At 54.8% G+C, this 13,375-nt stretch carries 12 protein-coding genes; 6 read left to right on the top strand and 6 right to left on the bottom strand.

Annotated features, from left to right (window positions below; genetic code table 11):
* Positions 1 to 111 precede the first annotated feature (111 nt).
* On the top strand, positions 112 to 924 hold the full coding sequence (locus RTU33_RS07480) for a DUF4225 domain-containing protein (protein WP_312626366.1): 813 nt from the start codon (positions 112 to 114) through the stop codon (positions 922 to 924).
* Positions 925 to 1,390: 466 nt separating this feature from the next.
* On the opposite strand, the gene tolA is transcribed toward RTU33_RS07480, so the two are convergent.
* Positions 1,391 to 1,795 (bottom strand): cell envelope integrity protein TolA, encoded by a 405-nt coding sequence (tolA, locus tag RTU33_RS07475; protein ID WP_312626364.1) that lies wholly within the window; start codon positions 1,793 to 1,795, stop codon positions 1,391 to 1,393.
* Positions 1,796 to 1,928: 133 nt separating this feature from the next.
* Here tolA and clcB point away from each other — a divergent pair, with 133 nt between their 5' ends.
* Positions 1,929 to 3,224 carry a voltage-gated ClC-type chloride channel ClcB gene (clcB, locus tag RTU33_RS07470; protein WP_312626363.1) on the top strand — a complete coding sequence of 432 codons (1,296 nt, stop codon included), beginning with the start codon at positions 1,929 to 1,931 and terminating at the stop codon, positions 3,222 to 3,224.
* On the opposite strand, the gene bioD is transcribed toward clcB, so the two are convergent.
* From bioD to RTU33_RS07455, 3 genes are all read right to left on the bottom strand, one after another.
* Positions 3,177 to 3,872 carry a dethiobiotin synthase gene (gene bioD / locus RTU33_RS07465; protein ID WP_312626361.1) on the bottom strand — a complete coding sequence of 232 codons (696 nt, stop codon included), beginning with the start codon at positions 3,870 to 3,872 and terminating at the stop codon, positions 3,177 to 3,179. The genes clcB and bioD overlap by 48 nt on opposite strands.
* Positions 3,873 to 3,999: 127 nt before the next feature.
* Positions 4,000 to 5,220 (bottom strand): sugar metabolism global transcriptional regulator Mlc, encoded by a 1,221-nt coding sequence (gene mlc, locus RTU33_RS07460; RefSeq protein WP_312626360.1) that lies wholly within the window; start codon positions 5,218 to 5,220, stop codon positions 4,000 to 4,002.
* Between the two features lie 93 nt (positions 5,221 to 5,313).
* Positions 5,314 to 6,243, bottom strand: a complete 930-nt coding sequence (locus RTU33_RS07455; RefSeq protein ID WP_312626359.1) for a LysR family transcriptional regulator — start codon at positions 6,241 to 6,243, stop codon at positions 5,314 to 5,316.
* A gap of 169 nt (positions 6,244 to 6,412) precedes the next feature.
* Between RTU33_RS07455 and RTU33_RS07450 the strand changes: the two genes are divergently transcribed.
* Positions 6,413 to 7,663, top strand: coding sequence for an MFS transporter (locus RTU33_RS07450; protein WP_312626358.1), 1,251 nt, complete (start codon positions 6,413 to 6,415; stop codon positions 7,661 to 7,663).
* Between the two features lie 29 nt (positions 7,664 to 7,692).
* Here the strand turns inward: RTU33_RS07450 and RTU33_RS07445 are convergent, their stop codons facing one another.
* Entirely contained in the window at positions 7,693 to 7,785 is a 93-nt protein-coding gene (locus RTU33_RS07445) for a KPN_01571 family protein (protein WP_312626357.1), read from the bottom strand.
* A 127-nt stretch (positions 7,786 to 7,912) separates the two neighbouring features.
* On the opposite strand from RTU33_RS07445, the gene RTU33_RS07440 reads away from it, so the two are divergent.
* From RTU33_RS07440 to RTU33_RS07430, 3 genes are all read left to right on the top strand, one after another.
* A complete protein-coding gene (locus tag RTU33_RS07440; RefSeq protein ID WP_312626355.1) occupies positions 7,913 to 9,397 on the top strand; it encodes a carboxypeptidase M32 in 1,485 nt (494 codons plus the stop codon).
* Positions 9,398 to 9,647: 250 nt separating this feature from the next.
* On the top strand, positions 9,648 to 10,076 hold the full coding sequence (gene asr / locus RTU33_RS07435; RefSeq protein ID WP_312626354.1) for an acid resistance repetitive basic protein Asr: 429 nt from the start codon (positions 9,648 to 9,650) through the stop codon (positions 10,074 to 10,076).
* A 259-nt stretch (positions 10,077 to 10,335) separates the two neighbouring features.
* Complete coding sequence (locus RTU33_RS07430) at positions 10,336 to 11,160, top strand: serine protease (RefSeq protein WP_312626352.1); 825 nt, start codon at positions 10,336 to 10,338, stop codon at positions 11,158 to 11,160.
* Here RTU33_RS07430 and RTU33_RS07425 read toward each other — a convergent pair whose 3' ends face one another.
* Positions 11,161 to 13,323: an EAL domain-containing protein gene (locus RTU33_RS07425; RefSeq protein ID WP_312626351.1), complete on the bottom strand. Its 2,163-nt coding sequence runs from the start codon at positions 13,321 to 13,323 to the stop codon at positions 11,161 to 11,163. It abuts the gene before it with no gap.
* Positions 13,324 to 13,375 lie beyond the last annotated feature (52 nt).

Raw genomic sequence — 13,375 nt, 5'->3', positions numbered from 1 at the left:
CGGGACCATAAGGTGCTTATTCCTAAAAAATAGCCAATTGTTTGATTTTTAATCAGCTCAGTAACAAAATCCGCGTACATATGACCTTCAGATATAACAGGGAAAATGCAAATGGATACAGCGTTACTTGAGATGGCAGGCCCAGGCAGAAGAAACAAAGCCTGGGCAGAAAGCATGGTTAACCTTGAGGCCAGAAAGCTGGTGAGTACAGCGAATACGCTGTCTGCCTTCCACCTTAAGGACAGCCTGATACGAATAAATTTTGTCCGGGATATACAGGCCGTTGTTGAACAGCAGTTTGCCATCGCCAGACGGGCAAAATCAGACGAAGAATGTATGGTATGCGTCAAAAATCTGAGGGCAGAAACCGAAAACCTTGAAGAGCAGGGAAGGATGCTGCGGATGAAAGCAGCTAAACTGTACGCCAAAGTGGAGTTCGTTCGGGAAAATAACAAGATTGTCGGGTATATGATCAGCGCCGTTAAAGTTGTGGCATCTGGATTAACAGCCATTGCCGGCGGTGTAATGCTCGCAACCATGCAACCTATAGGAATGCTGGCAGGTGCAATACTTATTGTTGATGGGGTTAATGGTATATCAAAAGAAATCAACTCGTTGTTAAATGGTGATAGATCCAATACAGAAGGATATTTTGCGGATAAAAGCATGGAGTTAGCCAGGTTTATGGGATTCAAAAACGAGTCAGGGCTTGCTGTATATAATGCCATTTCATTAGCATCCAGCATTTATAGTATTGCTGGATTATCCAGAAGACCAGAAGCCTGGCGACTTTTCCGTTACTTGCCAGCCGACTTTTACAGAAAAGTAAACACTATGAGCACCCCAAAACTGACTATGAAGATAGTCGGTTACGGTGTGAAGGCCAAAGTGATATTTGACCTTATCAACACCGATAAGAACTAAATTTATTTTCCCCTACAAAACCGCCAGCATTTAAATGAGATGACTGGTGGTTGAAGGAATACAATAAGTACAGATACAATAGCAAAAGATAGTCCAAAAGAGATGATCTCATTCATAGAGTCAAACAATAGAACATAAATAAAAAAAACAAAAAGAAACATAATCATAAAAAATATCCTTTTAAATCTTTTCGCTAAATCCCTGATAACGTCCTCAATCGTTCCCCCGAAGTTATCAATATTGTTCTGAAGCTTCTGTAACTCCTTCGCAGTAAACCCTGAAGCCAGAAGACGTTCTTTGCTAAAATCTATTGTCATTACATCAACATCCTTATCTGTATAATTTAACCTGTCTAATAATCACAAAATCAGCCCGAATTTGCCATAACATCTGCTACCAGCACTGCCCTCGTATTTCATGGTGCTCACCCAGAATACATTCAAGTTTGCACAGCCGGGCAGCACTATCAGAATACAAAATCCAGACGTGCATTGTTGAAACGCTGATAAACCTTCTCGTCAGGGGCCGGAGGTATTTTTGCCTGACGGACTGCCTTCAGAATAGCTTCACAGAAGGCGGGATCGCCCTCTACAGCCCGGGCATTTTTCACGGTGCCATACCGATCCAGCGCTATCTGAACTGAGCAAGCTTTGCCTCTGAATGCATCCCCCATACGCACTTCTTTCTCAACAGCCGCTTTAAGCTGTGCCGCATATCCGTTAATGCCTTGCCGATCTTGCTTGCCCAGTGACGCCAGTAAATCGTCCACCTGCACATCAATCTGTTGATCAACCGGAACGGGCGTTGTGCTCTGCCCCGCAGACTGACACCCTGCCAAAATCAGCGTGGCTACCAGTAAAAACGTTTTCATGAGTTATCTTCCTTAATGGCGATTCCGATGGTGAAACCTGAGGGCTGATTTTCTTTCGCTTAATGACATTTATCAATCGTCATCAGCGTGTTGTGTATATTATTCAGTATCCTGTTGCTGACCTGTTGACCTCATGCGCCGTCTTCACGCTTACCCCGATATTCAGGCTATCTTTCGCCGACTGCTGATTGCGACACTTGTCGGCATGCTTGCCGCGCTCGCCGTCGCGTTGTTTCGCCATGCCATGTACACCCTGGAATGGCTGCTGCTCAGCAACGACAGCCGCAGCCTGGTCAATGCAGCAGGCAATCTGCCCTGGTGGCGACGTCTGCTAACGCCCGCACTCGGCGGGCTGGCGGCAGGTTTGTTACTGTGGGGCTGGCAGCGCTACACGCGTCAGCGTCCTCACGCCCCGACCGACTACATGGAAGCGCTGGAAACGGAGGACGGCAAATTCGACTTCGGCGCAAGCCTGGTAAAATCGCTGGCATCGTTACTGGTGGTTGTCAGCGGCAGCGCCATTGGCCGTGAAGGGGCAATGATCCTGCTCGCCACCCTCGCCGCCTCTTTCTTTGCCCAGCGCTTCACGCCGAAAACGGAATGGAAGCTGTGGATTGCCTGCGGTGCCGCAGCCGGGATGGCCAGCGCCTATCATGCACCGCTGGCAGGAAGCCTGTTCATCGCCGAAATCTTATTCGGCACCCTGATGCTGGCATCGCTTGGGCCGGTGGTTGTTTCTGCGGTGATCGCCCTGCTGGTGACGAATCTGCTCAGCGGCGGTCCGGCGCTGCTGTACAACGTTCATGTGGATGCGCCGCACAGCGCGGGCACCTACGCAATGATGCTGGCAACAGGCCTTATCGCAGGCCTGTGCGGGCCGCTGTTCGTCTGGCTGATGGGCGCAACGCACAATCTGTTTTTACACCTGAAGCTTTCTCCCCCGTTGCAGCTTGCACTCGGCGGCACCGTTGTCGGTTTGCTGTCGTTGCTGACGCCAGCGGTATGGGGCAACGGCTACAGCGTGGTGCAAAGTTACCTGCTCGCACCACCGCTGTTTGCGGTGATTGGCGGCGTGTTTATCTGCAAACTGCTGGCCGTACTCGCCAGCAGCGGATCGGGTGCACCGGGCGGTGTCTTCACGCCGACGCTGTTTGTCGGTATGGCAATCGGCATGCTGTTTGCGAGGATGTGGGGGCTATGGTTGCCGGACGGCAATGAAATGGCGGTTCTGATGGGATTGACGGGGATGGCCACGCTGCTGGCGGCGACCACCCACGCGCCGATAATGTCGACGCTGATGATCTGTGAAATGACCGGGCAATATGCGCTACTGCCCGGTTTACTGATTTCGCGTGTAGTAGCGTCGGTGCTGTCACGAACCCTACGCGCTGACTCCATCTACCGTCAGCACGTCGCCGAACATGGTTAAATCAATATACTGGCTCAGTTCGCGCTGTTCCGCTCGCGGCAGATAAGGCAGCTCGCCCACCAGCGGCGCGGGCAGTTTTTTACTCAGCACATCAATGATCCCGGCGTAGTGCGCAAGGCCCGGGTTGATGCGGTTCGCCACCCAGCCAATCAGCGGCAGATCGTCATTGGCAATCGCCTGAGCCGTCAGCAACGCATGGTTAATGCAGCCTTCCTGGATACCAACTACCAGTAATACCGGTAGCTGCTCCTGAACGACCCAGTCAGAGAGCGGACGCAGATCGTTCATCAGGCTGCGCCAGCCGCCAGTGCCTTCAATCACCACGTGATCGACGCGCTGGCTCAGTGCGGCGAGCCCTTCCGACAGCAGCGAATAGTTAATCGGGCAGCTGTGCGCCACGCTGCTTTCATCTTCGCTCAGCGCGACAGGATTGATGGCGCTATAGGGTAAATCGGGGGTGGAAACGCTTTGCAGCACCAGCGCATCTTTGTTGCGCAACCCTTCCGGCGTTTCCTTGCTGCCTTTGGCGACAGGCTTGTAGCCCGCAACGCTGCCGCCGCTCGCGGCCAGCGCCTGCAACAGTGCGCGAGACACGACCGTCTTGCCCACAGAGGTATCCGTACCCGTAATAAAGAAACGCTTAAGCATGTTCACTCCACAGCTTTGACGGTGAATATATAAATCAGGGTGATAATTCAGAGCGGGGAGAGTGTACGTGATCGACCTAAAAGCCAGCTTGAGTTAGCGCAATTTTTAGCTTAACAATGAAAATTTGCTACCCCTGTAACAGTCTGATTAGCAGAGAGCCGTTATAGAGCGCGTCTTTCACCAGCGCCGCGCCGGTCATCGTGCCACGGTTGCGGAACTGGGTGCTTTCGACGCTAATATGCTTGCTGTAGGCAGGCAGAGACTGCTGACGGATGCAGGCGCTGATGGCGGGAAAGAGAATGTCTGAGGCCTGGTTGAACGGCGAACCGATAAGAATTTTTTGCGGATTAAATAAATTCACCATAATCGCCAGAATGCGCCCGACGTGGGTGCCCACGCCGCTGATGATATCTTTGGCCAGCAGATCGCCCTGCTGCGCCGCCTGGCACAGCCACTCCACCGTCAAAGGCTGCTGGTGCAGCATCGAGCTCATCGACTGTTTCATGCGGACCTGAGTGAGTTCCAGCACGCTCTCAACGCTTGCGATAGTTTCCAGACAACCGTGGTTGCCGCAGTAGCAACGCTTGCCGTAAGGGTCAACCTGAGTGTGACCTATCTCGACCAGACTGCTGCTGCCCGCATGCAATAAACGCCCGTCGGTGATCACGCCCGCCCCTACGTTGTGATCGATAACCACCTGAATCACGTCTCTCGCACCGCGTGACGCACCAAACAGCGCCTCTGCCATGGTCCATGCGCTGATATCGTGTTGCAGATAGACCGGCACGCCGGTGCGGGATTCAAGCGCTTCACCGAGCGCTACGTCCTTAACGTCATCGTAAAACGGCATGCGGTGGATAATGCCGTTTTCAGTATCAATAATGCCAGGGAGCGTTATCGCAATAGACGTTAATCGCTCCAGTTTTTGCTGATGGCGAATAAAGAAGCAGTCGATGTGCTCAATGACCCGGTCGAGAAACGATTTATCATCAACCAAAGGCAGGGTTTGTTCTTCTTCCACAACGAGTTTGCTGCTGAGATCGCGCAGCGCCAGATTGATTTCCCCCCGGCTGATGCGCAGCGACAGATAGTGCCAGGCCTCGGTTTCCACCATCAGCCCTACCGCCGGGCGGCCACGACTGCCGGGCTCCTGGATTTCAGTTTCCTGCACCAGATGGGCTTCAAGCATTTCGCGAACGATTTTGGTGATGCTGGCAGGAGCAAGCTGGGCGAGGCGAGAAAGGTCAATGCGGGACACCGGGCCGAGCTGATCAATTAGGCGATACACGGCGCCTGCGTTGGTCTGCTTAATCTGATCGATATGCCCTGGCTGACTTTCTGCTACCACCGCAGACTCCCTTATTTTCGCGCTTCGAAATAAACTTTTGCTATGTTGAATCACTTCGACGCAACACGTCAAATTTTTACTTAGGCTTGTGATTTACCGCACATTTTTTCGTGCCTTTTCGGCAAAAAAGTCGACGCTGGCCGCCGCCAGAAGCTGCTCACGAAAACGCTGTGCCGCCTGCGTTTGTTCATGATGGCGGGACCACACCAGCCACATTTCTGACACAGCCTCTTCGTCCGCGATCGGCAGCCAGCGCATTTCATTCAGCTGCACTTTTTTGAAGGAAGCCGGAAGAATGGACACGCCCAGCCCGGCGGAAACCAGCCCGATGATGGTCATGGCCTCACCCACTTCCTGAGTGATGATCGGCGCGCCATAAGGCCGCAGCAGGCCAAGGATATCGTCGTAAAGCCCGGTGCCCACGCGAGGATCGAAAAACACCAGCGGCTCCTGCACCAGTTCGGCCAGCGTTACCGCATCGCACTGCGCCAGGCGGTGATCGCGCGGCACCATGGCCAGCAGCGGCTCACGCAGAATAACCTGCCAGTCCAGCGTGTCCGGCAGCTGGGTTTTACGCATCAGGCCAAGATCGAGCGCGCCCTCATTCAGCGGAGCAATTTGCTCCCGGGTATTGCTTTCACGCGTCTGAAGATGAACGTCCGGATACTGTCGCCGAAAGCGTGACAGCGTATCGGATACCGCCTGAATAAATGGCGCTGAGGAGGTAAAACCAATTCGCAATTCTCCCGTTTCCCCGTGGTGCAAACGGGCCGCTCGGGCAGCAGCTTCCTCTACCTGCATCAGAATTTGCCTGGCATCATTAAGAAATTGCTTCCCGGCGGCGGTCATACTGACGCTGCGGTTCGTTCGGGCGAACAGCCGGGCGCCAATCTGCTGCTCAAGGATTTGAATCTGCTGACTTAACGGCGGCTGGGAGATGTTCAACCGGGCGGCAGCGCGCCCAAAGTGCAGCTCTTCAGCCACCGCCACAAAGTAGCGTAAATGTCGTAGCTCAATATTCATATTTTAGATGTATCATTTGAGATTATTAATATATTAGACAGAATATTTACATTTTCCTACTCTGTTATTCATCGCATCATCATCGCCCGGTGGCGCTGCGATTACCGGGCCTCCCCGTCTCATCCAGGCCCGCCACCTGGCAAAAAACGCATCAATACAAGGATCTTCCGTGAGCCGTACTACCACCGTTGACACCGCCCCGGCCCGTGACGTCAGCGATATTCGTCTTCCTGCGCCGGGCCAGTTTATTCAGCGCGGTACGCCGCAGTTTATCCGCGTCACCCTCGCGCTCTTCTCTGCCGGACTCGCCACCTTCGCCCTGCTTTACTGCGTGCAGCCTATCCTGCCGGTGCTTTCGCATGAGTTCGGTGTTTCGCCCGCCAGCTCAAGTATTTCACTGTCGATATCGACCGCGCTGCTGGCGGTCGGGCTACTGTTTACCGGACCGCTTTCCGATGCCATCGGCCGCAAGCCGGTGATGGTTACCGCACTGCTGCTTGCTTCCTGCTGCACTCTGCTGTCAACAATGATGACCAGCTGGCACGGCATTCTGATCATGCGCGCGCTGATTGGCCTCTCCCTGAGCGGCGTCGCAGCCGTCGGCATGACCTATCTCAGCGAGGAGATTCATCCGAGCTTTGTCGCCTTTTCGATGGGGTTATACATCAGCGGCAACTCGATTGGTGGGATGAGCGGTCGTCTGCTGACCGGGGTGATGACCGACTTCTTTGGCTGGCGCGTGGCCATTGCCATGATTGGCTGCTTCGCGCTCGCCGCAGCCCTGATGTTCTGGCGTATTCTGCCGGACTCCCGCCACTTCAAGGCCGCCTCGCTGCGCCCGAAATCGCTGTTCATCAATTTCCGCATTCACTGGCGTGACAAAGGGCTGCCTCTGCTGTTCGCCGAAGGATTTCTGCTGATGGGTGCGTTCGTGACGCTGTTCAATTATATCGGTTATCGCCTGATGATGTCGCCGTGGTCACTGAGCCAGGCGGTGGTAGGCCTGCTGTCCGTTGCCTATCTCACCGGGACATGGAGTTCGCCGAAGGCAGGTGCCATGACCCAGCACTATGGCCGCGGTCCGGTGATGGTTGGCTTTACCGCCGTGATGCTTTGCGGTTTGCTGCTGACCCTGTTCACATCGTTGTGGCTGATTTTCTTCGGCATGCTGCTTTTTTCCGCAGGCTTCTTCGCCGCCCACTCCGTTGCCAGCAGCTGGATTGGCCCTCGCGCCCGTCGCGCACGCGGGCAGGCCTCATCGCTCTATCTGTTCAGTTACTATCTTGGCTCAAGTATTGCGGGGACGCTCGGCGGGGTGTTCTGGCATAGCTGGGGATGGAATGGCGTAGGCGGATTTATTGCAGCAATGCTCGTCCTGGCGCTGATTACCGGCTCTTGTCTGCACAAACGCCTGCACTAATTCGGGTTGCCCGCGCCCGGCGGGCTGCTCTACAACTGGCTGAATATGGCGGTTAAGCCGCCCATATCCTGCACTGCGCCAATCGACAGCAGCGTGATAAAGATCCAGACGAACGGATTCATAGTTTGCCGCCCCCTGTTGACCTGTGATAGTGATCATCATGATCTAAAAATCGCACTTCGCCTCATACTTTCGTCGCATTTTTCACCATTCGCGTCGTCATATTTCACTTTTTTGGATTAAGGCAAAATGGCAAATAACGCTTACCCGCAACTCACCCGTATTTTCCAGCGCTTATCGCATTTCTCACACCTGTCCGCCATCGCTGGCTGGGATATGGCCGCCATGATGCCGCCGGGCGGCAGTCAGGCTCGTGGTGAAGCACTGGCAGAGCTCGGCGTGCTTCAGCACCAGATCCTGACCGACAAAAACGTCGCCGTCCTGCTTGATGCAGCCCAACAGGAAAACCTGAGCGACGATGAACGCGCCAACCTGCGCGAAATGGCGCGCTCATACAACCAGGCGGCCCTTCTGCCGGAGAGTCTGGTGGAAGCGAAATCCCTGGCCGGGAACCGCTGCGAGCACGCCTGGCGTACTCAGCGTAAAAACAATGACTGGGCAGGCTTCGCACCAAACCTGAAAGAGGTGGTTCGCCTGAGCCGCGAGGAAGCGAAACTCCGCGCAGAAGCCAGCGGCGGTTCCCGTTACGACGCCCTGCTTGATATCTACGAACCCGGCATGACCAGTGCGCGCCTGGACGTACTGTTTGCCGATCTGAAAAGCTGGCTGCCGGACCTCCTGCAAACCGTAGTCGATAAGCAGGCCAGCCGGTCGCTTATCAACCCGCAAGGCCCGTTCGCCACGGAATCACAGCGCGATCTCGGTCTTGAGGCGATGAGCCTGCTCGGCTTTGATTTTAACGGCGGTCGGCTGGACGTCAGCACCCACCCCTTTTGCGGCGGTGTACCTGAGGATGTCCGCATCACCACGCGCTATGACGAAGACGATCTGCTCAGCGCCCTTTTCGGCGTGATCCACGAAACCGGCCATGCACGCTACGAGCAAAACCTGCCCCGCCAGTGGGCCGGACAGCCGGTGGCGCTTGCCCGTTCAACAGGCGTACATGAATCACAAAGTCTGTTCTTTGAGATGCAGATCGGGCGCAGTGCAGCCTTTCTGAAGCACATTCTGCCGCTCATCCAGCAGCGTTTCGGCAATCAACCAGCCTTTACCCTGGACAACTTTATCGCCTGGAGTCAGACCGTTGAGCGCGGATTCATTCGCGTAGATGCCGATGAAGTCAGCTACCCGTCGCACGTCATTCTGCGCTACGAAATCGAACGTGCGCTGATTGACGGTGACATTGAAGTGGATGACATCCCGGGACTGTGGAATGAGAAAATGCAGCAGTACCTGGGGCTGTCAACAGAAGGCAACTACCGAAACGGCTGCATGCAGGACATTCACTGGACCGACGGCGGCTTCGGCTACTTCCCGTCTTACACCTTAGGTGCAATGTACGCCGCGCAGCTGTTCCAGGCCGCGCGCAAAGCGCTGCCAGACCTCGACAGTCAGCTGGCCGAAGGCAACTTCAGCCCACTGTTCAGCTGGCTGCGTGAGAATATCTGGCAGCACGGCAGCCGTTTCAGTACCTCAGAGCTGATTACCCGCGCAACCGGGGAAGACCTCAACAGCCGCTATTTCCGCGAGCATTTGACGACTCGTTATTTGTAATCCTTTGCCGGGTGGCGGCTCGCGCCTTACCCGGCCTACACGTTGCCCCGGCCCTCCCTCAGGGAGAGGGAGCACACGCTAAAAAAGGCGCTTTAAAAGCGCCTTTTTGCTTTTACCTCCGTACACCTTGTACAAACGGTTACACGCCGATACCAATCACTCACTGAAAGCGTTGATCCACAAGTCTATAGTTCATTTCAACGGCCCCGCAGTGGGGTTGAACATAGAAACCAAATTCGAGGATTTCAGAATGAAAAAAGTATTAGCTCTGGTTGTTGCCGCTGCTATGGGTCTGTCTTCTGCCGCTTTCGCTGCTGACACTACTGCTACCGCTCCGGCTGCTGCACCTGCTGCTACTCACGCGGCTCCAGCGAAAACCACTCATCACAAAAAACACAAAAAAGCAGCGCCAGCGCAGAAAGCTCAGGCTGCCAAAAAGCACCACAAAAAAGCCGCTGCAAAACCAGCAGCAGAGCAGAAAGCTCAGGCCGCTAAAAAGCACCACAAAAAAGCAGCAACTAAACCCGCTGTAGCTCAGAAAGCTCAGGCTGCTAAAAAACACCACAAAAAAGCAGCAACCAAACCCGCTGTAGCTCAGAAAGCTCAGGCTGCTAAAAAACACCACAAAAAAGCAACTAAACACGAAGCTGCTAAACCAGCCGCTCAGCCAGCTGCATAAGTTCGCAACCGGTAGTACGGTCTTGTCTACTAAATCGGCGCTGTTACAGCGCCGTTTTTTTCTGGAGAGCAATGATGTTGCGCCGCTATCGCTTTGAGCTCATCCTTTTATTGCTGATCGTCTGTGCACTGGTAGCCACCCGGTTCTTCCTGTACTGAGTGTAGTGCGCTGATTTTACTCCCACTTTTCATTCATCCCGTCTATAGTAATCTCATTGGGTTTACCTTTTAATAATCATAATCGCCCTTCAGAGAGTGTTATGCGCAGATCCATAGTGGTTGTACTGGGAGCCGTTTGCCTTTTTTCTCCCCTGACCCACGCTGACGACGACAGCGACGATACAGGCATCAGTGCCAAAGATCTTAAAACCTTATTTTTCGGTCATGACGACCGCGTCAGGGTGACGAATCCAGGGCAATCTCCCTGGGATGCAATTGGGCAACTCGAAACCGCGAGCGGTAACCTGTGTACCGCCACGCTGGTTTCCCCACACCTGGCCCTCACCGCCGGACACTGTCTGCTGACGCCGCCAAAAGGCAAGTCAGACAAAGCCGTGGCGCTGCGCTTTATTTCGCAAAAAGGGGGCTGGCGTTATGAGATTCATGACATTGAAGGCCGCGTGGAGCCGTCGCTGGGGAAACGCCTGAAGCCAGATGGTGAGGGCTGGATTGTTCCCTCATCCGCCGCACCCTGGGATTTTGGGCTGATTGTATTGCGTAACCCTCCTTCCGGGATCACCCCGCTGCCGCTGTTCAACGGCGATAAAGATGCGCTCACCGCGGCATTAAAAACTGCCGACCGCCAGGTTACGCAGTCGGGTTATCCTCTCGATCATCTGGATTCCCTTTATACGCATAATAATTGTCTGGTGACGGGCTGGGCGCAAAACACCGTGCTGTCGCACCAGTGCGATACCCTGCCGGGCGACAGCGGTTCGCCGCTGATGTTGAAAACCGAAAATGGCTGGCAGCTGATTGGCGTTCAGAGCTCTGCACCCGCGGCTCAGGACAGATGGCGCGCCGACAACCGCGCGATCTCCGTCACCGGTTTTCGCGACAAGCTCGAGGCACTGGCGGGCGAGTAATCAGCACTGTCGCTGCTGGCGCAACTGCAGCAGCGACGCTATTGGCATCGGCTCGCTGAACCAGAAGCCCTGCAGCTGATCGCACCCTGCAAGCCTCAGCAGCTTCATCTGTTTTTCGTTTTCCACCCCTTCGGCAATCACCGTCATCCCTAACGCACTGGCAATGCGGATAGTGCCGCTCACTAAGGCGGCTGCCTGATCGTCATTGTCTACCAGCCCCGCCAGAGATTTATCAATTTTTATGGTGTCGAAATTGAAGCGCCGCAGATAGCCAATGCTGGAGTAGCCCGTCCCGAAATCATCGAGCGCCACGGCAGTGCCAAGCTGCTTAAGCGTGGAGATCGCCCCGCGCGCCCGTTCAGGATTTTCCAGTACATAGGTTTCAGTGACTTCAAGCTGTAACCGATACGGCGGGAAGTGGCTGGATTCAAGGACCTGAGCCACTTTGTTTTCAAACTCCGGATCGCGGAACTGCGCAGGCGAAATATTTACCGATAGCTTAAGGTCTTCCAGCGCCTGTAAATCGGCACATGCCCGGCGCAGCACAAACTGGCCGAGCGAGTAAATCAGCCCGCTGGTTTCGGCGATGGCGATAAAGGCATCGGGTTTGAGTTCACCTTTTGGCCGCCGGGGCCAGCGTACCAGCGCCTCCACGCCGGTCATTTTCTGCGAACGCGCATCAACAATCGGCTGATACCAGACCTCAAACTCATCGTTATCCAGCCCGTCACGAATGTCATTTTCGATACTGAGCTGGTATTCGCGAGCGCTGTTCAGTTCAGCGTCGTAATGCGTGATCCGCCCTTTCCCGGTCATTTTCGAGTGATACATGGCGATGTCCGCCCGGCGAAACAGCTCTGAGCTGCCGCTGCTGGCGAGCGTTCCGCTGGCTATTCCGATACTGGCGCTAATGTGAATGGTGCGTTCGCCGAGACGAATTGGGGTGTTCAGATAATCGAGCACGCTTCCGGCAAACGCAGCCGCTTTTTGCCCCGCCTCTACGCCGCTGACCGTCATGGCGAACTCATCTCCGCCAAGCCTTGCCAGCATGCCGCCCGGCGGTACCTGCGTTTGCAGAGTATGGGCGATGTGCACAATCAGCGCATCGCCCACGTCGTGGCCGTAAATGTCGTTCACATCCTTGAAGCCGTCCAGATCGATAAACACCACCGTTTTCAGTGCATCTTCACTTCGCAGGCTGGGCCGTTCCAGATGCTCAATCAGCGCCCGGCGATTAGGCAAATGGCTCAGCCAGTCGGTGAGCGAAATGTCTCGCGCCTGTTTTTCGCCACGCGCCAGCTTGTACAGCCCCAGGCTGCTCAACATGATGAACAGCAGAATCAGCCCCGCCGCCAGCGCGACAATTTTCCGGATTTCCGGCGAGGCCGCCATCGCCGCTTCCGCGCCCGGCAAACGTGGCTGCCAGTTAAGATAGCCCACGGTTTCACCGCCGGACGTTTTGAGCGGCACGCTGGACTCGCTGTACTTTTGCGGCGTGAAGTTAAGATTGGCTATCTGGAAGGTATTTCCCAGATCTTTCAGAATTTGTGGATTGAGATGGCGGGTAATCACCAGATAACGCCGGGTGGCGTCGTAGACCTGCAGGCGACTGGTCATCGGGCGGATCAGACCTATCCCGATAAACGCCACGCCTTCCCGCGTGCGGGTGATCCCGGCATAGATATTTTTCCCGCTCGCCAGGTCGGCTTTGTGTTTCATAATCAGCGCCTGCAGTCCTTCGCCGAAAAACGCCAGATTGCGCTCATTAAACGGCTGGCTGTGAAACGATCCCCACAGCACCTGGTAATTCTGGTCCAGCACGAAGGTGCCGTCGTAGAGATTATTGATTTTAAAACCCGCGCCCCAGGTATCGTACAGCCAGCGGGTATCAAGCTCCGGGGGATAAACTTTATGCACCGCGTCATCCCAGATAGCGTTATCAACGACAAGTGACAGCACGCGGTTTACGGATGTCTGAATAGCGCCATCCACCGACAGCGCCGAACGGTGCGCGTCTATCGCATTGGTTTTGCTGCTGATCAGATGCTGGGAGAGGTAGAGCAGAGAGACAACGGAGACGATGAGACCGATGCCGGCCATAAAGAGCATCACGAACAGGACTCTGGCAGTGGCGAGATTACGCCAGCGAGATGGATTAAACATTCACAACCCTCATGCACGCAACAGGCATCGGGGAAATGCACCCTATTCAGAT

It is taken from the genome of Scandinavium sp. (assembly GCF_032012665.1).
Taxonomy (GTDB): domain Bacteria; phylum Pseudomonadota; class Gammaproteobacteria; order Enterobacterales; family Enterobacteriaceae; genus Scandinavium.
The sequence above is the reverse complement of the archived record's forward strand: the minus strand, read 5'-3'. Positions and strand labels throughout refer to the sequence as shown.